This is a genomic window from Sporosarcina sp. Y352, assembly GCF_056786535.1.
Genome location: NZ_JBXCJE010000001.1, coordinates 183,407 through 204,815, shown reverse-complemented (window position 1 = coordinate 204,815; position 21,409 = coordinate 183,407). Strand labels below are relative to the sequence as shown.

Below are 21,409 nucleotides of genomic sequence, written 5' to 3'. Positions count from 1 at the left end.
CGAGGTTTACTAAAAAACACGTCATTTTCAATTCTTCTTGCCCTCGTGTAAGATGAATGAAGATGACGTGTTTTGAATAGGAGTGGAGCGTACGTGACGACTAAGAAAATTGTATTACTTGACGGAAACAGTCTTGCATACCGGGCATTTTTTGCATTGCCTTTATTGACGAATGATAACGGAATCCATACGAACGCAGTATATGGTTTTACAATGATGTTACAAAATATCTTAGAGGAAGAAAAACCTACGCATATATTAGTTGCATGGGATGCTGGAAAAACAACGTTCAGGCATAAAACATTCGGAGAATATAAAGGTGGACGACAAAAAACACCACCCGAGTTGTCCGAGCAATTTCCCTATTTGCGCAAGCTTCTTGATGCGTACAAAATTCCACAGTACGAACTTGATCAGTATGAAGCAGATGATATTATCGGAACACTAAGTAAAAAAGGCGATGCGGATGGTTCTGAAATTGTAGTCATTTCGGGGGATAAGGATTTAACGCAACTAGCAAGCAACCATACAACGGTGTTCATTACCCGAAAAGGGATGACGGATATTGAAAAATATACGCCTGATCACGTGATGGAGAAGTATGGGATTGAGCCACATCAGATTATCGACATGAAAGGACTAATGGGTGATGCATCAGATAACATTCCCGGTGTTCCGGGAGTTGGCGAAAAAACAGCGCTTAAATTATTGATTGAATATGGCTCCATCGAAAATGTATACAAATCACTTGGTAATATTACTGCGAAAAAACTGAATCAGAATTTAACTGAAAATCAAGAGCAGGCATTTATGAGTAAAGACCTCGCGACAATCGAAGTCAATGCTCCCATTACAGTCTCAATAAATGATCTTGCATATGACGGCCCTGATATGGAAGAAGTAATAAGTATTTACAGCGAATTGAAATTCAAAACGCTCCTCGATAAAATCACACCACAAGCGGCAGAGGAGCCGAAAAAAGCTATTGAGGTTACAATCGTTTCCGAGCTGTTCGAAAAAGATTTGTCAAATGAGATGGCAATCCATGTCGAAATGATGGACGACAATTATCTGACTGCGCAGATTCTAGGCATAAGTTTGGCAGATGAAAAAAACATTCTGTTCGTCCCAGTTGAAGTTGCACAGAACAGTGAAGCGTTCAAGCAGTGGCTACAAAAGACGGACAAGTTAAAATACACATCTGATTCCAAAGCGGCATTCGCCTCACTCGCGGGGCTTGGTTTGGATGCAGAAGGTTTCCAGTTCGATCTATTACTTGCCACATACATCGTCAACCCTTCAACAAATTACACTGACGTGGCCTCTGTTACCCGTGAATTCGGTTATACAGAAGTCGAACAGGATGATGTGATTTATGGAAAGGGTGCTAAGAAAGCGGTTCCTGCAACAGAAGTGATTGCTGATCATGCTGGCAGAAAAGCACAAGCGATTTGGAAACTGCATGCAGAGATTGAAGAAAAATTAAAAGAAAACAACCAATATGATCTTTACCATGAACTTGAACTGCCGCTTGCAGCCATTCTAGGGAAAATGGAAACTACAGGCGTTATGGTCGACAGGAAGACACTCCTTACTATAGGAACTGAGTTATCGGCGAAACTTGCTACACTTGAAACAACTATTTATGAAATTGCAGGAGAGAAATTTAATATTAATTCACCTAAACAGCTAGGCGTCATTCTCTTCGAAAAAATTGGGCTTACGCCGATTAAAAAGACGAAGACTGGCTATTCAACAGCAGCTGATGTGCTTGAGAAACTCGAAAGTGAACATGAGATAATCAGCCATATTTTAAATTACCGTCAACTTGGTAAATTGAATTCAACATATATTGAAGGGTTATTGAAAGAGATTCATGAAGATGGAAAAATTCATACCCGATTCCAACAAGCACTCACAACAACAGGACGTCTAAGTTCCATTAATCCCAATTTGCAAAACATTCCTGTACGACTTGAGGAAGGAAGGAAAATACGTGCAGCGTTCGTTCCTTCTGAACCGGGCTGGTACTTATTTGCTGCCGACTATTCCCAAATTGAACTTCGTGTACTTGCACATATGTCTCAGGATGAAAAAATGATTGAAGCTTTTCACGAAGGTGCAGATATTCATACAAAAACAGCAATGGATGTATTCGGCGTTGAAAAAGACCTCGTGACTTCAGATATGCGGCGGGCAGCCAAAGCCGTCAACTTTGGGATTGTATATGGTATTAGTGATTACGGACTTTCACAAAACCTCGACATTACGAGAAAAGATGCTGCTAAATTTATTGACACCTATCTCAGTAGTTTTCCAGGTGTCAAACAGTATATGAATGATATCGTTGCAGAAGCGAAAAGAAAAGGCTATGTGACGACGCTCATGAACCGCAGGCGTTATTTACCGGAAATCACAAGTTCGAATTTCAATTTAAGAAGTTTTGCAGAACGAACAGCCATGAATACACCGATTCAAGGAAGTGCGGCAGATATCATTAAGAAAGCTATGATTGAAATGGCTAAACGCCTTGAAGTGGAAGGCATGCAGACACGTATGCTCTTGCAAGTGCACGATGAACTTATCTTTGAAGCACCGGAAAATGAAATTGAAAAATTAAAAGAAATCGTACCTGAAGTGATGGAATCCGCAATTGCACTTGACGTACCATTAAAAGTGGACTGGGCGTTTGGATTATCCTGGTACGAAACGAAGTGAGGTAAGAAAATGCCTGAACTGCCAGAAGTAGAAGGGGTCGTCCGGGCACTCGCACCTATTGCGAGAGGAAGGACTATCCAAGAAGCGATTGTTTCAGAGACGGTCATTAAATCAAAACAACTAGGTAAAGAAGCTGTGATAAAGGGAATTACAACTGAAGATTTCATTTTAGAAATGGCTGGAATGACCATTTTAGATGTTACGCGTCGAAGTAAATATATATATTTTCATTTAACGAAAAACAGTAAAACTTGTCTCCTGGTCAGTCATCTGGGTATGACAGGAGCCTGGTTCACTGTCAACACGGTAGAAGAGATAACGGAAGCGAAATTCCGCAAACATGTGCACGTTATCTTCAAACTGGAAGATGGAGGATTGCTTGTCTACTCAGACATTCGTCGTTTTGGAGAATTACGGCTTCTCGGATGTGAAGCGGATCATCCGCCTTTATTGAAAATGGCGCCTGAGCCTTTCGCTTCCGAAGCGCGCCTTCACTTTCTTGAGTGTGCTTCAACTCCGAAATATGCTTGTAAACCAATTAAAGAAGTCATCATGGATGGTCAGGTGTTATCGGGATGTGGAAATATTTATGCAACAGAAGCGCTGTTTAAGATGCACATTCATCCTGGTAGAACAGCGGAACGGATAAGCTTAAGACGGAAAAACGAATTGTTCGATGAAATCGTAGCCATTTTACAGGAAAGTATCGATGCAGGCGGGAGTTCCATTTCAGATTACCGTAATATTAATGGTGAAGCAGGAACAATGCAGGATCGGCTTAAAATGTATGGTAGGAAAGTTTGCCCTTTTTGTGGCACAGCTACTAAGAGTATGAAAATTGCTAGCAGGACATCCGTTTATTGTCCAAAATGCCAGAAATGATTGATAGGAGGCCTTCTAAGCTATGATTATCGGATTAACTGGCAGTATTGCAAGTGGAAAGAGCACTGTTTCCGCTATGCTGAAGAAAAAAGGTTACCCTATAGTAGATGCGGATGAAATAGCACGACTGGTAGTGGAGCCGGGGAGTCCGGTCCTTATGGAGATTGTCCGCGTATTCGGACAAGATATAGTACATGAGGATGGATCTCTAAATCGAGAAAAACTGGGCACGCGTATTTTTGGACATGAAGAAGAGCGCAGAATATTAAATGGAATCATGCACCCTGCTATTAGAAAAGAGATGCTAAGACAAAAAGAGCACTGGGTCTTAGCAGGCTCAAATACAGTCATACTGGATATCCCGCTTTTGTTTGAAAGTAAACTACAATCCTTTGTGGATAGAATCATAGTCGTGTCCGTAACTCCAGAAATCCAGAAACAAAGGCTTATTGCGCGTAATGTGTTATCGGAAGAAGAAGCGGATGCACGAATCAAATCTCAGCTTTCAATGGAAGAAAAGGAACTGGGTGCAGATGCGGTATTACACAATAATGAGACAGTAGAGCACACGGGGCGACAGCTTGATGCGATACTATTAGATTGGAATGCGCAACCATAATCATTATCTGAATAGATGAAAAACGTAATAAATAGTTAATATGCTTTTTTCTGAATTAATATGTGTTATACTAATGAGCGAATAAACACGTATTGTATAACATACATATTGGAGGATCTATATATGACTACTTCTATTGCGATTAACGGGTTCGGAAGAATTGGACGGATGGTTTTCCGTCAAATGATTAGAGAAGAAGATGTGGAAATTGTTGCGATAAATGCAACGTATCCATCAGAAACACTTGCTCATCTTATAAAATACGATACGAATCATGGTACATTTGATGGTGAAGTGATTGCAGAAGAAAATGCAATTGTCGTCAATGGAAAACGAGTGAAAATCGTTTCTGACCGCGATCCGCTTAACTTGCCTTGGAAGGAACTCGGTATTGATATTGTCATCGAAGCGACTGGTAAATTCAATTCCCGAGACAAAGCTGCACTTCACCTTGAAGCTGGAGCAAAAAAAGTCATTATCTCTGCTCCAGGTAAAAATGAAGATGTGACAATTGTAATGGGAGTCAACGAAGATAAATTCGATATTAAAAAACATGATATCATTTCAAATGCTAGCTGCACGACAAACTGTTTAGCTCCTGTAGCTAAAGTACTCAACGATACATTCGGTATCGAAAATGGGTTAATGACGACTGTACACGCATACACGAACGATCAAAAAAACTTGGATAATCCGCACAAGGATCTTCGTCGCGCACGTGCATGTGGGCAATCTATCATTCCTACGTCAACTGGGGCTGCAAAAGCATTAGCGCTTGTACTTCCTGAATTGGAAGGGAAAATTCACGGGATGTCTCTACGGATACCGACGCCTAATGTTTCACTAGTTGACCTAGTTGTGGATTTAAAGCAAGATGTTACAGTAGAAATGGTTAATGACGCGTTTATAAAGGCGTCAACTGGGGCTATGGCAGGTATCCTTCGTCTTACGACAGAGCCACTTGTATCCATCGATTTCAATACAACAACGGACTCAGCTATCATTGACGGCCTCTCAACAATGGTTATGGCTAATCGTAAAGTGAAAGTGCTTGCCTGGTATGATAATGAGTGGGGTTACTCTGCTCGTGTTGTTGATTTAACGAAAAAAGTAGCTGCTGCATTAAAAAAAGATGCGCTGGTTTAATCATAAATAGCAAGCGTCCTCCTAATCAATATAATATGATTAGGAGGACGCTTTTTTGGTTTGTCCAATGATATTTCCCCTCCATTCTGATTTTTTGGGACATGTTCTGTTATAATTAAGTTATTATCTAAGAAAAATCGGAGGAACCAACTTATGAAATGTCCAGCTTGCCAATACAATGGCACCCGGGTCGTCGATTCCAGACCTGCCGAGGAGAATAAATCTATCCGACGTCGCAGGGAATGTGAACAATGCGCGTTCCGATTCACGACATTTGAAAAAGTTGAGGAAACACCACTGATTGTCGTGAAAAAGGATGAGTCACGTGAAGAATTTAGTGGGGAAAAAGTACTCAGAGGACTAATCCGTGCTTGTGAAAAACGTCCGGTCCAACTTGAAGACTTGAAAAACATTGTTACTTCGATTGAAAAAGAATTGAGAAGTGCAGGTGTCGTAGAGATTAATTCCGATGATGTAGGAGAAATGGTTATGGAACGACTTTCTGAAGTTGATGAAGTCGCATATGTCAGATTTGCTTCGGTCTATCGCCAATATAAAGACATCACGGTTTTCATAGAAGAATTGCAAAACTTACAAAAACGAACTAAAAAATAACGTATCCCATTTAGATAGGAAGTAGAGTTGCAATGGCACCACTTTATAAAGAGCTACAACCAGTTGATGCATACAAGATTCGGTTAACGCAGCCATTTTCGGATTATGATCGCCAACTCCTCACCTTATTTTATCAGCCACTGATTGGTCCTGGAGCAATGAGTCTGTTTATGACATTGTGGGCGGATGCGGAGCGGGAGGATGATCGTGAATATAATCATTACCATCTAATGAACATTTTGACGATGCCGCTAGGACCTGTTTTCGAGGCCAGGATTTCTCTTGAAGCAATTGGTTTGCTGCGTACGTACAAGAAGAAAGATGGGGATGCAAGATTATTTGTTTACGAACTGCTTCCTCCACTGGATGCCAAAGCTTTTTTTCTAGATCCATTATTGTCGACATTCTTGTTTAGCAAAATTGGGGAACAGGCATACCGAAATCTACGTAGTCGTTTTGCGATAGAAAGTGTTAATGAATTCGGATTTGAAGATGTTTCACGTACATTTTTGGATGTGTATACACCCGTACAACAGGGTCATAGCTTGGATGTGGGCGAGGACCAGCAGTTTATCGGACGGAATGAATCGGAAGGTGTTCCATTCTTGCATTCCGACTTTGATTTCGACCTGCTTCGTTCGGGGTTATCTGAACAAATGGTCCCTAAAGCTTCATTATCTTCTGTTTCAAAGGAATCAATTGCAAAACTCGCATTCCTTTATTCGCTGACGCCATTAGATATGCAAAAAGTTATTATGATGGCACTTGATGAAGATCTTATGTTGCCAGAGGACAGATTACGTAAATCAGCTGCTGAATTTTATAAAATGAACGTTTCAAAAGAAGCACCAGTCTTACATAAAGTGTATGCGAAAGAACCACCTAAGCCTGAAACAGGAGTATTGTCGCAAGAAGAAGAATTGGTACATTATCTTGAAAATACGGCACCAATTGAAATGCTGCGTGATTTTATAGGAAAAGAGCCGGTATCGGTAGATGTGAAGCTTGCCGAAAAACTAATCAATACTCATGGATTGTCCGTTGGTGTCGTCAATGTCCTCTTGCAATACGTACTTTACCGTAATGATGGGAAAATAACGACCAGTTATGCTGAGCGGATAGCTTCCCATTGGATGAGCAAAAAGGTGGAAACTGTGAAAACCGCAATGGAAATTTCACGGAGTGAGCATGATCAGTATGTGAAGTGGAAAAATGAAGGTCAGAATACAGGACAGAAATCATGGCCAAGACGAAAATCTGTACGTGAAGAAAAAGTACCGGAATGGTTTTATAAAAAAGATGAAGAGAAAACAAAAACAGATGTACCTGTTAAGTCTTCTTCAGCTATTGATGAAGAACGTCGTAAATTACTAAAGGAATTAGGCGTAACAGGGGACGGGATGGTGAACTGAAATGGAACATATTGGCGATACGCTGAAACGGGTTGTGAAATCACCGGCATTTGCTGCAAGGTATGATGAGTTGCGAAAAGAAGTGATGGAGAGTCCAGGAGTACAACAATTTTTAACGGATCATTCCACTGAAGTTAATGGTGAAGTTGTTGAGCGGAGCTTAGGCAAGTTATACGAATATGCCACCGCTTCCCACAGTTGTGGAAAGTGTCCCGATCTTGAGGGGTGTGTCAATATCATGAAAGGCTTCGAACCCAAATTGTTACTCTCTCGCGAGCTAATTGATGTAGAATATATGAAATGCCCCAACAAGTTAATGGATGACAATCAGCGTAATATTACAAAGATGATTGATAGCATGTATATGCCTAAAGACGTTATGGAAGCAAAATTACAAAATATTGATATGTTTTTTGATGACAGTAGAGTAAAGGCAGTACGTGCTGCGAAAGACTTTTTAAATGTTATCGATGAAACTGGGAAATTACCTGAACGCGGTTTGTACATCTATGGCCCGTTTGGAATTGGAAAATCGTTTGTGCTTGGAGCATTGGCTAATGAATTGGCGAATCGTAGAATACGGACGGTTGCTGTTTACGTTCCGGAATTTCTGAGGGAAATGAAGCAATCAATTCAAGATCAAACGCTCAATGAAAAAATTGATTTTGTGAAAGGTGCACAAGTGCTAATGCTTGATGATATTGGTGCGGAAACGATGTCAGCATGGACACGTGATGAAGTATTAGGAACAATACTCCAATTCAGAATGGCAGAAAAGTTGCCCACTTTTTTCACTTCCAATTTTAATTACGCTGAACTTGAAGATCACCTGACGTATACACAGCGCGGAGAAAAAGAAGCAGTCAAAGCGGCTCGGATCATGGAAAGGATTCGAATGATTAGTAGCCCGGTACGGCTCCAAGGGAAAAATAGACGAGAAAAATAAAGAACTGGCACATGAGTAAATTCATGTGCCAGTTCTTTATAATTTATTTATTATTTCTGTCATTACGATTTGTACGTTTCTCATTTTGGTTGTTGTTATTGTTGTTGTTTTGATCTCTCAGCTTATCCACATCAAATGCAGCTCCAAACTCTTCACGCATGTCGTTTGGATTTTGGTTATTGTTGCGGTTTTGATTAGCATTTCGGTTGTTGTTATTGTTGTTATTATTCGTCAAGATTATCACCTCCATGCACATATCATGTGTTCAAATGAGTTTATTATTCATTGGAAAACACTATAATGTGAAAAGCATTAAAATGTTTCTATCTTATTTTTTGATGAAATTTATTGAGTAATACGTTTTTCGCTCATCAAATCACTTACCGTACCTAGTTGATATCCTTTTTCTTTGATCTCGTTTATCATGGTTTCTAGGCCTTCAAAAACAGGTTTTGTAGGGTGCATTAATACCATGGAACCATTCGCTACGCCCGATACAATGCGATTAACCATTTCAGAGGTTTCTGGCTTTTTCCAGTCGACTGTATCAATCGTCCATAAAATGGTTTTCATGTCCAGCTCACTGGCGACTAAAATCGTTTCTTGATTGAAACTTCCACTCGGTGGTGCAAACCAAATTGGTTTTATACCCAAGGTCTCCTCAATGATATCGTTTGTTTTTTTTAATTCATCCAATGTATCAGCTCTGGAACGTTGTTTTAGGTCGGGATGACTATAAGCATGGTTTCCAATTTCATGACCTTCGAGATTGATCATTACAGCAAGATCGGGATTATTCTTAACCCAACTTCCGTCAAAAAAGAATGTTGCTTTTACTTTGGACGTTTTTAGAGTTTTAAGAATACCCGGAATGTACTCATTACCCCAAGCGACATTGATTAACAAAGCTACCATTGGCTTTTCGGAGTTTCCTCTGTAAATTGGAGATGGATCTAAATCGTTCAAGTGGATTTTTGGCGATGTTTCTCTGTAAACAATTTTACTTTTATCAATTTCTTCATCGAGTTTCATGTTTTTATAACTGTTTTCAACATCTACTTCCAAGCCATTGTACCCTGGTATTGCTTTCCATACTCTGTCGATTTTTGCATCAATCGGTTCAATAATGTTTTGGTCGCGGTAAGCAACAATCTTTTTATAAAGATCATTCTCCGTGCCTTCTGAGAAAGTTGGGATAGGATTCTCAGTGTCTATCCTTGGGGAGCCAGCTGTCAGTACATTAGAAAGGATTCTTGGGACCGAAAGTAGTACGACGATAACTAACAAAATGTAAATAACATATTTTGCTTTATCCATATATATATTTTTTTGGAATCATAGAAATTCCTCCATTCATATTAGTTAGTATTAGTAGGTTTCCCGTTCAATATTAGACTATGCGTGCTCTTTTTTATCTTTGCACGGAAAAAACACAAAAATGATATAGCTTACACAACCTAGGCGGCAAATTGTCTTACCCAGGAAATAATCACCATAAAACGGGTTAGAAAAGTCAAATTCTTCTAAGCCACAGATGTATTTGGAGATTGCTTAAGTATTCAATAAAATAGACTTGCATTTATTGCGCATTCAACGTATACTCAATTTTAATTAATAATCTGAAATGCATGGAAGAGGACAACAATCCTATCGTCTACCTATAGAGAACGGGGTCAATGGCTGGAAGCCCCTAAGGTTGGACGGATGATTTACCCCCTCAGAGCAGCATCGGTGAACTATACAGTAACCGATGACGGAATCCGGTCCGTTACCCGACGTCAAGCTTCATCATTTTAGTGTCTATTTGTTTGGCATCAACGGACAGATGTTTCAGTCATAAGCCATTCTAAGCAGTGCGAAAAAGCACAGCCTGGACTGAAGTATGCTGGTACATTTCTACTGGCCACGTATGCAATTCATGGGACTGAATTGAAGGAAGAAGGGTGGAACCGCGAGCTAAAGCTTCGTCCCTTTCCAGGGATGGGGCTTTTTTTGTTGTTCAATTATAAATTAGAGGAGTGCTTAATTATGACGAAAATGTTGAATTTGAAATTTCCGGATGGTGCAGTAAAAGAATTTCCACAAGGTACAACTACTGAAGACGTGGCAGCATCGATTAGCCCAGGATTGCGAAAAAGTGCATTAGCCGGTAAATTGGGAGATACATTAATCGATTTAAAAACACCTATAACTGAAGACGGGGACATTGCGATTATTACACCCCAATCATCGGAAGCGCTTGAAATATTACGCCACAGTACAGCGCATCTACTAGCACAAGCAGTAAAACGTAAGTATCCAGATGCGAAATTAGGCATCGGACCGGTTATCGAAAGTGGTTTTTATTATGACATTGATTCGCCAGAACCGATAACAGCAGAAGATTTACCTGAACTCGAAAAAGAAATGAGAAGAATTATTGCTGAAAACTTCGAAGTGATTCGCCATGATGTTTCCCGCGAAGAAGCCGGGAAACGTTTCAAAGAGATTGACGACGAATATAAACTAGAACTTCTTGAAGCAATTCCTGAGGGCGAGCAAGTATCCATTTACGAACAAGGTGACTTTATCGATCTATGCCGTGGGGTGCATGTTCCTTCTACGGGGAAACTAAAGGAATTCAAACTGCTTAGTATTGCAGGCGCTTATTGGCGCGGCGATTCAAATAACAAAATGCTACAACGGATTTATGGAACAGCATTCTTCAAAAAAGATGAGTTGAAAGAGCATCTTCGTTTACTAGAAGAAGCGAAAGAGCGGGATCATCGTAAAATAGGTAAAGAACTCAATTTGTTTATGAACTCTCAAAAGGTCGGTCAGGGATTACCAATGTGGCTACCTAAAGGTGCAACAATTCGCCGAATAATTGAAAGGTATATTGTGGATAAAGAAGAGAAATTGGGTTACGATCACGTCTATACACCTGTTTTAGGGAGTGTAGAGTTGTACAAAACTTCAGGTCACTGGGATCATTACCAAGACGGCATGTTCCCAGTAATGAGTATGGACAATGAAGACCTTGTCCTGCGTCCAATGAACTGCCCGCATCATATGATGATATACAAAAATAGTATTCACTCTTATAGAAACTTGCCGCTCCGAATTGCTGAACTTGGTACGATGCACCGTTATGAAATGTCAGGTGCATTATCCGGATTACAAAGGGTTCGAGGAATGACCCTAAACGACGCACATATTTTTGTACGTCCCGATCAGATTAAAGACGAGTTCAAAAAAGTAGTTCAACTTGTTATTGACGTTTATAAAGATTTCAATATCGAGGATTACTCTTTCCGTGTTTCATACCGCGATCCAGCAGATAAGGAAAAGTATTTTGACGACGACGCCATGTGGAATCGTGCCCAAACTATGCTAAAAGAAGCGATGGATGAACTTGGACTTGATTATGTTGAAGCAGAAGGGGAAGCTGCATTCTACGGTCCAAAACTAGATGTGCAAGTAAAAACAGCAATTGGTATGGAAGAGACATTGTCAACAGTTCAACTCGACTTCCTGCTTCCTGAGCGTTTTGACCTGACATATGTAGGTGAAGATGGAAAACAACATCGTCCGGTAGTTATTCATCGTGGTGTCGTTTCCACAATGGAACGTTTTGTTGCATTCCTGATTGAAGAATATAAAGGCGCTTTCCCAACTTGGCTGGCACCTGTTCAAGTTGAAGTAATTCCAGTTTCCCCTGACGCGCATTTCGATTATGCGGATGGCGTTCGTGAAAAATTGGTTGCAGCTGGATTCCGAGTTGATATTGATAGCCGTGAAGAGAAAATCGGTTATAAAATTCGTGAAGCTCAAATGCAAAAAGTACCTTATATGCTGGTTCTAGGCGATAAGGAAGTTGAATCGGGAGAAGTGAATGTTCGTAAATACGGAGAACAGAACTCGGAAAGTATTCCGTTTGACGATTTTCTTGCAAAACTTCAAAGCGAAGTAAGTAAAGTATAAGTAAAGTAGTTGACACTCTAATCATCTCGTGATAAAGTAAATAAGGTTAGTAATGACTGAATACAGTTTGTGGTATAAGAAGAGGCTACCCGCTTCTCACCTGTTCGACGCAAAAACGTTGTTGACAGGTTAAAACATGAGTGAAGTGCCGTGCATTAGCACGTACACATACGCGGGTAGACAAATCCAATTTGTCTACCTTTTTTTATTGGATGGATCTGTGGGGCCGCCCGAACCGGACGGTATACCCAAACCATGTATTCGTGAAATATCCGGAGGTGGATTACTATTAGCAAAGACATGTACGTTAATGAGGGCATCCGTGCCCGCGAGCTGCGCATTATTGATCACAACGGCGATCAGCTCGGAATCAAAACACGCACTGAGGCACTAGAAATTGCTGCACTTGCGAATTTGGATCTTGTCCTTGTAGCTCCAACAGCGAAACCCCCAGTGGCTCGTATCATGGACCACGGAAAGTTCAAGTTTGAGCAACAGAAGAAGGATCGCGAAGTCCGTAAGAATCAGAAAATCATTCTTCTTAAAGAAGTTCGGTTAAGTCCGACGATTGATGAACATGATTTTCAAACAAAATTACGGAATGCTATTAAATTCCTTGAAAAAGGCGATAAAGTAAAAGCTTCCATCCGTTTCCGCGGACGTGCGATTACGCACAAGGAAATCGGACAGCGTGTCCTTGACCGTTTCGCAGAAGCGTGCAAAGATGTATCTACGGTTGAACAACGACCGAAGATGGAAGGTCGAAGCATGTTCCTAGTGCTTGCACCGACTGCTGAAAAAGAGTAACAATGAAAGATTTAGGAGGAACAGAACATGCCAAAAATGAAAACTCACCGCGGTTCAGCGAAACGTTTCAAAAAAACCGGTTCTGGTAAACTGAAACGTGGCCGTGCTTACACAAGTCACTTATTTGCAAACAAACCGACGAAAGCAAAACGCCATCTGCGTAAAGCTGCACTCGTTTCTTCAGGCGATTTCAAGCGTATTCGTCAAATGATTACTTACATGAAATAAATCAAAACACAATCGGACAGAAAAGCAGGAGGTAATGAACTATGCCACGCGTAAAAGGTGGAACAGTGACGCGCAAGCGTCGTAATCGAGTATTGAAATTAGCAAAAGGTTACTTTGGTTCAAAACATAGACTTTACAAGGTAGCAAACCAACAGGTAATGAAATCATTCAACTATGCATACCGTGACCGTCGTCAGAAGAAACGTGAATTCCGTAAACTTTGGATTACACGTATCAATGCGGCTGCACGTATCAACGGTCTTTCTTACAGCACTCTAATGCACGGCTTGAAAGTAGCTGGCATTGATGTTAACCGTAAAATGCTTGCTGATCTTGCAGTGACTGACGCTCAAGCGTTTGCGCAACTTGCAAGTGCAGCTAAAAAATCAATCGCAAAATAAGAAATATAAATAACAGCCGCCAAGTAATCCGAAGATAATTCGGATGCGAGGCGGCTATTTTTATGTTATTTATTTATTAACGAATTATTATTCCTTTACAACTGCGAAACCGTGTAAAATAGAAGGAAAGAAAGAGCAGAGGGGGAAGTATACTTGCAAACAACAATTCTAGGCTGGATTGCAATCATGTCTATATGGGCATTCTTTGCGATGGGTTATGATAAACGACAGGCGAAAAGGAAAGGACAACGAATTCCTGAAAAGAATTTATGGACACTCGCTCTACTAGGGGGCGGTATTGGCGCTTACTTCGGAATGCAGGCGTTCCGCCATAAGACAAGACAGACATCATTTCGGGTGGGATTTCTCTTGCTGGCGATAATCTATGGCATCGGAATACTGTATCTTCTGGGTGTTCACTTGCCGGGCATGGTGGAAGCATAGGGAAAAGCCCGTCCAAAACACGGGCTTTTAGTGCGAATTCATGAGTTTTTCTATGGGTTTTTTCCAACTGATTTCGGCTTTTGGATAGTTGGAAAGAATTTCGGCAGATATGAAATGGAAATCATCTTTCGTAAAACCTTGAAGTTTTGTTTCATCTTTCACCCAGACAAAAATAGATACAACCTCAAACGAATCATTTGTTGTCCCTAAATACTTTTCACCTTCAAACATGGCGCCTTTATAGGTAATGAAAAAGTTCTTTCGCACATTTTTCACATCATCGTAGAAATAATATTTCTCTACCGCATATGCATCATCCAGCTTACGCTTCGGATCAGTCAAATAACGGATTCCACGATAAAATAAATAAATGATAAAAGCAATAATGATAAACCGGATCAGCAGTGGCATAACAGATCCCCCTTACTATTTAATACATACTATTATCTACGGGTGAGCCCACTAAAAGGTTTCAACAATTTAAAATAAATTGGAGGTTATATTATGCAACTTACTAAACTATTTTCCATGCAGCGTGAGCTTGACTCTTATATCCAAAATAACAGAGAGAAACAGTCAGATGTTTTTCAAGAAAAAGGACTGGCACTACTGGTAGAGCTCGGTGAACTTGCAAATGAAACACGGTGTTTCAAATTCTGGAGTACGAAAGGGCCTTCAGAGAATGCTGTAATTCTGGAAGAGTATGTAGATTCCATTCACTTTCTTCTTTCGTTAGGTATTGAAAAAGACTTACAAACGCTTACTGATTGGCCGGAAGGTAAAGTGGAAGGTGAATTAACACATCTATTCCTGGAGACGACAAGAGTGATTCAGCTTTTTCTATTTGAACTGACGATGGACTCTTATAAACAAGTCTGGATTCATTACGGTGCAATTGCAAAAAAACTTGGATTTACGAATGAAGACATTATCAGTGCATACTTGGCAAAGAATGAAGAAAATTATAATCGTCAAAAAACGGGATACTAATTGCCTTATTAAATGTTTTATAGAAAAATCAAAAAATAGATTGACAGAAGCCTTCAGATAAAAAATAATAGAGATAGAATATATAAAGTATTTAGGGGGCGTCAATGTGAACGATTGGAACAAAGAGGATTTCGGAGTAAGGCTAAAAACATTGCGTGAACAACGTGGATTGTCAATGATGGCGTTTGGAACGGCTATCGGCACTTCGGCAAGCCGTATCAAAGACTGGGAAAAAGGGAAAAATGCTCCGTCCGCCGCTTGGATAGCGAAAATCTCTGAACGCTTCAATGTTTCAACCGATGAACTGATTTTAGGAAATACGAAAACATCCAAACCATTTAAAGGGTCAGGCTCTACGAATGTAGATATGCTTTATGACAAGTTAAGAGAAAATATTACCAGTGACACAGAAGCGGAAGAACTAGAAATGAAGACAAACCGTAATGACGAATTGTATGCGGAATTAGATGCCTTACACAAGGAAAGTTATAGAAGTGGTAAAGGAAGAAGGCGTGCTGAACTTGAAATGCTCGCGATTCTAACGGAATTACCGAAAAAAGAAGTCCTTGAATTGTTGGAACTTGCTAAAATTAAAAAACGCTGGCTTTAATGAAAGCGAAACTAAAAAAAAGAACGATTTCTTTACGGCGTAAATGGGTTGTTTTCCTGATATTAATTACTCTAATTAGCTTTTTTATATACAAAGGGAATACAACAGTCGGTGTCACTTATTATGATATCTATTCGGATAAGATTCCGAATGCTTTTGACAATTATACCATCGTCCAATTATCTGATTTGCACGATGCCGAATTCGGTGAGAATCACTTAGTGGTTGTTGATAAAGTGAAACGAATATCGCCTCAAGCAATTTTCATAACAGGTGATTTTATTGACAGTAACCGCTACAATCTCGAACGAAGTCTCATTCTGATTGAAAAACTTCAATTCGTTGCACCAATCTATTACGTAACAGGTAATCATGAAATAGCCACTAAGGATTCGAAGAGGATAAAAGCATCTTTAGTGGAACGGGGTGTTCGGGTATTAGCGAATGAAGCTGATATTGTAAAAATCGATTCCCATAGTTCGATTGCAATTGGAGGAATAGAAGACCCTTTGGCGAGTGCAATGGAAGAAGAGGAAACCGTTAAAAATACTATAACCGAGGCCTTTGCGGATACTCCCAAATCAATGTTTAAAATTTTACTCGCACATAGACCTGAACAATTTAACGTTTATGCAGAAGAAGGAATCAATCTGACATTTAGTGGTCATGCCCACGGAGGACAATTTCGAATTCCTGGAATAGGCGGTTTGGTTTCACCTGGGGAAGGCTGGTTCCCAAAATACACATCGGGCACGCACAAGAAGAATGGAAGTCAATTGATCATCAGTCGTGGCTTAGGCAATAGTCTGGTTCCTGTGCGGCTCTTCAATCAACCGGAAATAGTAGTTGTATCGTTACAAATAGTTGAATGACAAAGACCTCCTTTCAATTAATGAATGGAGGTCTTTGTCAAGCGCTCCATTTGGAATAGTGTGAAGGTTAGGATATATTCAGGTATGATAAGAAGGATAACTATTTAAGAGGGGATGAGTAAATATGAAGGCGTATATTCATGAATTTGGGGAGTTAAAAATAGGTGAGATGAGTGATCCGGTTGCAGGTCTTGGTGAAGTTGTCGTTTCGATTCGAACAGCGGGACTGAATCGTCGGGACTTATATATAGCTGGGCGCAGAGGTGAGCAAACAGCAGCGCTGACATTAGGATCGGATGGGGCAGGAGTCGTCGATTCAATAGGTGAAGGAGTAACGCAATTTACAGTCGGGGATGAAGTAATGATTAATCCTTCACTTCGATGGTATAAGAATAGCGATGCGCCCCCTGCGAGTTTTGATATTTTAGGCATGCCTGATAACGGAACGTTTGCGGAGAGAATTGTAATTTCAGCTGAACAACTAGAGAGGAAACCATCTCATTTATCATGGAAAGAAGCTGCAGTGCTTTCATTAGCTGGATTAACTGGCTACCGTGCGTTATTTACAAAAGGACAGGTGAAAGTGGGAGATACGGTTTTCATTCCGGGTGCGGGCAGTGGGGTGGCCACTTATCTGATTCAATTTGCTAAAAACATAGGTGCACGTGTAATTGTAACTTCACGCAGTGAGAAGAAACGCAAGTTAGCGCTTGAGCTTGGTGCGGATATGGCGCTCGACACAAACAGTGATTGGAACAAAGAGCTGCAGGGTGAAACAATTGACCTCGTTATTGAGAGTGTAGGGCGAGCGACATTTAATCGTTCGTTGGGTGTTTTAAAAAAAGGAGGGCGCATCGTTGTGTTCGGAGCAACGACTGACGATACGGTCGATTTGGATTTACGGGCATTTTTCTATGGGCAATACCAGCTATTTGGTTCAACACTTGGGAGCCGAGAAGAATTGCGCGACATGATTGCGCATGTTGAAAAATACGGGACACATCCCGTTGTCGATAGAGTGTTCAATTTGGATGATACTGCAGAGGCCTTTGATTATATTGAAAACAGTAATCAGTTTGGAAAAGTGGTAATTCAAGTATCAGAATAACAATTAATAGAGAATGGTTATTAATGTTTACAGGGTATCATAAAGTACAATCTATCTAAAATCATAATTGGTATATAATTAAGGCAAAGGAAGGATGTAGCATATATGACTGAAAAAGTATTACCGCTTACGGATTTAGAAATTGCATCACAAGCTACAATGCAGCAAATTTGGACTATAGCTGAAAAGGCGGGTATCCCGGAAGAAGCTGTAGAACCTTATGGAAGATATAAGGCTAAAATTGATGGAAATAAATTAAATAAAGAAAGTTTGAATGGGAAAGTTGTTTTGGTTACTGCAATCAGCCCAACTCCAGCTGGTGAAGGGAAATCTACTGTGGCGGTAGGACTCGCTGACGCTCTTTCGAAGCTTGGGGAGAAGGCGATGATTGCTTTGCGTGAACCATCCCTTGGACCTGTTATGGGGATGAAAGGTGGTGCTACAGGGGGTGGTTATGCACAAGTATTGCCGATGGAAGAGATTAACCTGCATTTTAACGGTGATATTCATGCAATTACGACTGCAAATAATGCACTAAGCGCTTTGATTGATAATCACCTTCACCAAGGAAATGTGCTCCGTATTGACCCGCGACGAATTACTTGGAAGCGTGTCCTGGATATGAATGATCGCGCTTTGCGTAACGTGACAATCGGACTGGGTGGCCCTACACAGGGAGTGCCTAGAGAAGAGGGTTTCGATATTACTGTGGCATCTGAAATAATGGCCGTATTCTGTCTGGCGACAAACTTGGAGGATTTGAAAGATAGGATTGCACGGATTGTAATCGGTTATACGTACGACAATGAAGCAGTTACAGTGCGTGATCTTGGAGTTCATGGTGCACTCACACTTCTATTAAAAGAGGCATTCAAACCAAATCTCGTTCAGACGATTGAAGGGACGCCGGCACTTATCCATGGAGGTCCTTTTGCTAACATTGCACACGGTTGTAACTCGTTAATTGCAACCAATATGGCACGTAAACTTGCCGAAATCGTTGTTACGGAAGCTGGTTTCGGAGCCGATTTAGGCGCTGAGAAATTCATGAATATAAAAGCGCGTCAAGGTGGTTTTGCTCCTGATGCGGTCGTTATCGTTGCAACGGTTCGTGCGCTGAAAATGCATGGAGGTGTGCCGAAAGGCGAACTAGCGGGAGAAAATGTTCAGGCAGTCACAGATGGAATGATGAACCTGGCAAAACATATAGATACAATTCGTGCATTCGGTGTCCAGCCAGTCGTCGCTCTGAATAAATTCATTACTGATACGGACTCTGAACTGGAAACAATCTTCGAATGGTGTGAAAATAATGATGTAAGGGTAGCACTCACCGAAGTCTGGGAACATGGCGGAGATGGGGGTATTGCATTAGCACAAGAAGTGTTAAAGCTATTAGCTGAACCAAACAACTTTGCCCCGATTTATCATGTTGAACAATCTGTAAACGATAAAATAACTGAAATCGTTCAAAAAGTTTACGGAGGATTGGGTGTCACTTTTACTGACCAGGCATTAAAAGATCTGGAGCTAATTGAGAAAAATGGATGGGATATATTGCCGATATGCATGGCTAAAACGCAATACTCATTTGCAGATGACCCTAAATTACTTGGAAGCCCTGAAGGTTTTACAATTACTGTAAGGAAAATTATTCCGAAACTTGGAGCCGGATTCCTAGTTTGTTTGGCTGGGGACATTATGACGATGCCGGGCTTGCCTAAAGTTCCGGCAGCACTCAAAATGGATATCGATGAAAAAGGCAATGCAGTTGGTTTAATATAATTATTGAAAACGTATCTGTATTAAATACGGGGCTGACCTAAAATGCTAGGACAGCCCCGTGGTTTATTATCAAAGTGCTTTATCATCAATCGAATCTAGCCAAGATTCAATTGTTCCGATAACAGATTCAACACAGCCATCTTCAAATGGTGAAATTAAATTTGCTTCGGAAACAAGTTTAGTAAATGATTTTGATCCGCCGAGGGTGCAAAGATGTAAATAATCATTCCATGCTGATTCATGATTTTCGAGCGAGCGTTTCCAAAATTGGAACGCACAAATTTGTGCAAGTGTATAATCAATATAATAAAATGGACTTTCGTAAATATGACCTTGACGTTGCCAGATAGAGCCGGATTCCAAATATTCAAAGCCATCATAGTCACGCATTGGAAGATATATTTTCTCTATTCTTTTCCAAGCTGCTTTCCGTTCTTCGGCTGTCATTTCAGGATTTTCGTAAACTGCATGTTGGAATTCATCCACTGCGACGCCATAGGGTAAAAAGAGAAGCGCACTACTTAAGTGTGCAAATTTATATTTATCCGTTTGGTCTTTGAAAAACAGTTCCATCCAGGGCCATGTAAAGAATTCCATACTCATTGAATGGATTTCGGCGCCTTCATATGTTGGCCACATATATTCAGGTATTCCAATGTCTCGGCTAGAAAAAACTTGGAATGCGTGTCCGGCTTCATGCGTTAATACGTCAATATCACCAGATGTCCCATTAAAATTGGAAAAGATGAATGGTGAATCGTAGTTATCGATAAAAGTACAATAACCGCCGGCTTCTTTTCCGGTTTTAGCTTCAACGTCAAGTAGGTTTTTATCTGTCATGAACTTGAAAAAGGTGTCTGTCTCAGGTGAAAGCTCTGCATACATCTTTTTACCATTTTCAAGAATCCAATCAGGTGATCCTTGGGGTGTTGCATTACCTGTTAAGAAGTCTAAGGATTGATCATAAAATTTTAACTTATCCACACCAATGCGCTCTGCTTGGCGCTCATATAGACGACTGGCTAGTGGGACGATATGATCACGAACTTGATCACGGAACTTTTTCACCATTTGGGCATCATAGTCAATACGATTCATGCGCACATAGCCGAGTTCAACGAAGTTTTTGTAGCCTAGAGTGGTAGCAATTTCATGACGTAGTTTGACAAGTTCATCATAAATTTTATCGAACTTCACACCGTTATCCGAATAAAAAGTGTATGTAGCTTTCATAGCGGCTTTACGAACGGAACGATCCGTTGACTCCGCATATGGACCCATTTGAGCAAGAGTCAGAGTCTTGTCGTCAAATTCGATTTGCGCGGATGCAACCAGTTTAGAATAATCGGAAGCCAGCTTATTTTCCTTTTGAAGCATACTGACGATTTTCGGTGAAAATGATTTAATGGAGTTATCAGCCAGTGCGAATAGTTGGCTACCCCATTTTTTTTCAAGATCCGCCCTAAAAGAAGTGGTGACAAGTTCTTTATAGTAAGCAGTTTCAAGTTCTTGATACTCAGGTCCGATTTCATCGAAATAATCGCGTTCTTTTTGATAGAATTCATCGTTTGTATCGATGGAAGCACGGATATAGACAAGATTGGCCATCGTTGAGTAGTCTTTTCCGATTGAGTTAATTTTTTCAATGACTTCATTTTGTAATTCATATGAACTTGCAGAACGAAAATCCTCAAGAAGTCTAAAGAAATCTTCTTTTACACTTTCCATTTCAGGTCTAGCGTATTGATAGTCTTCAAATTTTATCAAGATAATTCCCCCTGATTTATACTAGTGAAATATTCCACTGATTCTATTGTTCACGATGTTCCGGAATATTGCAAAAGAAATATATATTATTACACT

Annotated in this window: 21 protein-coding genes; 17 read left to right on the top strand and 4 right to left on the bottom strand. The window is 40.4% G+C overall.

The genetic code is table 11. The features are described from left to right. Positions 1–93: 93 nt before the first annotated feature. The 7 genes from polA to dnaI all read left to right on the top strand — a co-directional run bounded on the left by polA (position 94) and on the right by dnaI (position 8,338). The gene (gene polA, locus AC1TO6_RS01130) at positions 94–2,718 is read left to right on the top strand and encodes a DNA polymerase I (protein WP_482099763.1); all 2,625 of its coding nucleotides are present in this window, start codon (positions 94–96) and stop codon (positions 2,716–2,718) included. 9 nt (positions 2,719–2,727) lie between these two features. After that, positions 2,728–3,600, top strand: a complete 873-nt coding sequence (gene mutM, locus AC1TO6_RS01125; protein WP_482099762.1) for a bifunctional DNA-formamidopyrimidine glycosylase/DNA-(apurinic or apyrimidinic site) lyase — start codon at positions 2,728–2,730, stop codon at positions 3,598–3,600. A gap of 22 nt (positions 3,601–3,622) precedes the next feature. Then, positions 3,623–4,219: a dephospho-CoA kinase gene (gene coaE, locus AC1TO6_RS01120; RefSeq protein ID WP_482099761.1), complete on the top strand. Its 597-nt coding sequence runs from the start codon at positions 3,623–3,625 to the stop codon at positions 4,217–4,219. 123 nt (positions 4,220–4,342) lie between these two features. Further along, the gene (locus AC1TO6_RS01115; RefSeq protein WP_482099760.1) at positions 4,343–5,365 is read left to right on the top strand and encodes a glyceraldehyde-3-phosphate dehydrogenase; all 1,023 of its coding nucleotides are present in this window, start codon (positions 4,343–4,345) and stop codon (positions 5,363–5,365) included. A gap of 153 nt (positions 5,366–5,518) precedes the next feature. After that, on the top strand, positions 5,519–5,980 hold the full coding sequence (gene nrdR, locus AC1TO6_RS01110; protein ID WP_482099759.1) for a transcriptional regulator NrdR: 462 nt from the start codon (positions 5,519–5,521) through the stop codon (positions 5,978–5,980). Positions 5,981–6,012: 32 nt separating this feature from the next. Next, positions 6,013–7,392 carry a replication initiation and membrane attachment family protein gene (locus AC1TO6_RS01105; protein ID WP_482099758.1) on the top strand — a complete coding sequence of 460 codons (1,380 nt, stop codon included), beginning with the start codon at positions 6,013–6,015 and terminating at the stop codon, positions 7,390–7,392. Position 7,393: 1 nt separating this feature from the next. Further along, positions 7,394–8,338 (top strand): primosomal protein DnaI, encoded by a 945-nt coding sequence (dnaI, locus tag AC1TO6_RS01100; RefSeq protein WP_482099757.1) that lies wholly within the window; start codon positions 7,394–7,396, stop codon positions 8,336–8,338. Positions 8,339–8,381: 43 nt separating this feature from the next. Here dnaI and AC1TO6_RS01095 read toward each other — a convergent pair whose 3' ends face one another. Continuing rightward, complete coding sequence (locus tag AC1TO6_RS01095; RefSeq protein ID WP_482099756.1) at positions 8,382–8,573, bottom strand: hypothetical protein; 192 nt, start codon at positions 8,571–8,573, stop codon at positions 8,382–8,384. A 110-nt stretch (positions 8,574–8,683) separates the two neighbouring features. After that, positions 8,684–9,655: a polysaccharide deacetylase family protein gene (locus AC1TO6_RS01090; protein ID WP_482099755.1), complete on the bottom strand. Its 972-nt coding sequence runs from the start codon at positions 9,653–9,655 to the stop codon at positions 8,684–8,686. 711 nt (positions 9,656–10,366) lie between these two features. Between AC1TO6_RS01090 and thrS the strand changes: the two genes are divergently transcribed. The 5 genes from thrS (at position 10,367) to AC1TO6_RS01065 (ending at position 14,181) form a co-directional block, all read left to right on the top strand. Next, positions 10,367–12,301, top strand: coding sequence for a threonine--tRNA ligase (gene thrS / locus AC1TO6_RS01085; RefSeq protein WP_482099754.1), 1,935 nt, complete (start codon positions 10,367–10,369; stop codon positions 12,299–12,301). Positions 12,302–12,589: 288 nt separating this feature from the next. Further along, the gene (infC, locus tag AC1TO6_RS01080; protein ID WP_482100106.1) at positions 12,590–13,108 is read left to right on the top strand and encodes a translation initiation factor IF-3; all 519 of its coding nucleotides are present in this window, start codon (positions 12,590–12,592) and stop codon (positions 13,106–13,108) included. Between the two features lie 27 nt (positions 13,109–13,135). Further along, positions 13,136–13,336, top strand: coding sequence for a 50S ribosomal protein L35 (gene rpmI / locus AC1TO6_RS01075; protein WP_482099753.1), 201 nt, complete (start codon positions 13,136–13,138; stop codon positions 13,334–13,336). Between the two features lie 41 nt (positions 13,337–13,377). Beyond that, positions 13,378–13,737 (top strand): 50S ribosomal protein L20, encoded by a 360-nt coding sequence (rplT, locus tag AC1TO6_RS01070; protein WP_482099752.1) that lies wholly within the window; start codon positions 13,378–13,380, stop codon positions 13,735–13,737. A gap of 153 nt (positions 13,738–13,890) precedes the next feature. Then, the gene (locus AC1TO6_RS01065; protein ID WP_482099751.1) at positions 13,891–14,181 is read left to right on the top strand and encodes a DUF1294 domain-containing protein; all 291 of its coding nucleotides are present in this window, start codon (positions 13,891–13,893) and stop codon (positions 14,179–14,181) included. A gap of 27 nt (positions 14,182–14,208) precedes the next feature. On the opposite strand, the gene AC1TO6_RS01060 is transcribed toward AC1TO6_RS01065, so the two are convergent. Next, the gene (locus AC1TO6_RS01060; protein WP_482099750.1) at positions 14,209–14,592 is read right to left on the bottom strand and encodes a sigma-w pathway protein ysdB; all 384 of its coding nucleotides are present in this window, start codon (positions 14,590–14,592) and stop codon (positions 14,209–14,211) included. A 93-nt stretch (positions 14,593–14,685) separates the two neighbouring features. On the opposite strand from AC1TO6_RS01060, the gene AC1TO6_RS01055 reads away from it, so the two are divergent. From AC1TO6_RS01055 to AC1TO6_RS01035, 5 genes are all read left to right on the top strand, one after another. After that, positions 14,686–15,171 carry a dUTP diphosphatase gene (locus AC1TO6_RS01055; protein ID WP_482099749.1) on the top strand — a complete coding sequence of 162 codons (486 nt, stop codon included), beginning with the start codon at positions 14,686–14,688 and terminating at the stop codon, positions 15,169–15,171. 106 nt (positions 15,172–15,277) lie between these two features. Continuing rightward, complete coding sequence (locus AC1TO6_RS01050) at positions 15,278–15,781, top strand: helix-turn-helix domain-containing protein (protein ID WP_482099748.1); 504 nt, start codon at positions 15,278–15,280, stop codon at positions 15,779–15,781. Beyond that, positions 15,781–16,653, top strand: coding sequence for a metallophosphoesterase (locus tag AC1TO6_RS01045; protein WP_482099747.1), 873 nt, complete (start codon positions 15,781–15,783; stop codon positions 16,651–16,653). Before AC1TO6_RS01050 ends, AC1TO6_RS01045 begins: the two co-directional genes overlap by 1 nt. A 124-nt stretch (positions 16,654–16,777) precedes the next feature. Next, positions 16,778–17,761: a zinc-binding dehydrogenase gene (locus AC1TO6_RS01040; protein WP_482099746.1), complete on the top strand. Its 984-nt coding sequence runs from the start codon at positions 16,778–16,780 to the stop codon at positions 17,759–17,761. A 105-nt stretch (positions 17,762–17,866) separates the two neighbouring features. Beyond that, a complete protein-coding gene (locus tag AC1TO6_RS01035) occupies positions 17,867–19,546 on the top strand; it encodes a formate--tetrahydrofolate ligase (protein WP_482099745.1) in 1,680 nt (559 codons plus the stop codon). A 69-nt stretch (positions 19,547–19,615) separates the two neighbouring features. Here AC1TO6_RS01035 and AC1TO6_RS01030 read toward each other — a convergent pair whose 3' ends face one another. Continuing rightward, positions 19,616–21,313, bottom strand: a complete 1,698-nt coding sequence (locus AC1TO6_RS01030) for a M3 family oligoendopeptidase (RefSeq protein ID WP_482099744.1) — start codon at positions 21,311–21,313, stop codon at positions 19,616–19,618. Positions 21,314–21,409 lie beyond the last annotated feature (96 nt).

Coding starts and splice junctions, on each gene's coding strand:
- mutM (WP_482099762.1), top strand. CDS start 2,728: ATGCCTGAACTGCCAGAAGTAGAAGGGGTCGTCCGGGCACTCGCACCT.
- coaE (WP_482099761.1), top strand. CDS start 3,623: ATGATTATCGGATTAACTGGCAGTATTGCAAGTGGAAAGAGCACTGTT.
- AC1TO6_RS01115 (WP_482099760.1), top strand. CDS start 4,343: ATGACTACTTCTATTGCGATTAACGGGTTCGGAAGAATTGGACGGATG.
- nrdR (WP_482099759.1), top strand. CDS start 5,519: ATGAAATGTCCAGCTTGCCAATACAATGGCACCCGGGTCGTCGATTCC.
- AC1TO6_RS01105 (WP_482099758.1), top strand. CDS start 6,013: ATGGCACCACTTTATAAAGAGCTACAACCAGTTGATGCATACAAGATT.
- dnaI (WP_482099757.1), top strand. CDS start 7,394: ATGGAACATATTGGCGATACGCTGAAACGGGTTGTGAAATCACCGGCA.
- AC1TO6_RS01090 (WP_482099755.1), bottom strand. CDS start 9,655: ATGGATAAAGCAAAATATGTTATTTACATTTTGTTAGTTATCGTCGTA.
- thrS (WP_482099754.1), top strand. CDS start 10,367: ATGACGAAAATGTTGAATTTGAAATTTCCGGATGGTGCAGTAAAAGAA.
- rpmI (WP_482099753.1), top strand. CDS start 13,136: ATGCCAAAAATGAAAACTCACCGCGGTTCAGCGAAACGTTTCAAAAAA.
- rplT (WP_482099752.1), top strand. CDS start 13,378: ATGCCACGCGTAAAAGGTGGAACAGTGACGCGCAAGCGTCGTAATCGA.
- AC1TO6_RS01060 (WP_482099750.1), bottom strand. CDS start 14,592: ATGCCACTGCTGATCCGGTTTATCATTATTGCTTTTATCATTTATTTA.
- AC1TO6_RS01055 (WP_482099749.1), top strand. CDS start 14,686: ATGCAACTTACTAAACTATTTTCCATGCAGCGTGAGCTTGACTCTTAT.
- AC1TO6_RS01045 (WP_482099747.1), top strand. CDS start 15,781: ATGAAAGCGAAACTAAAAAAAAGAACGATTTCTTTACGGCGTAAATGG.
- AC1TO6_RS01040 (WP_482099746.1), top strand. CDS start 16,778: ATGAAGGCGTATATTCATGAATTTGGGGAGTTAAAAATAGGTGAGATG.
- AC1TO6_RS01035 (WP_482099745.1), top strand. CDS start 17,867: ATGACTGAAAAAGTATTACCGCTTACGGATTTAGAAATTGCATCACAA.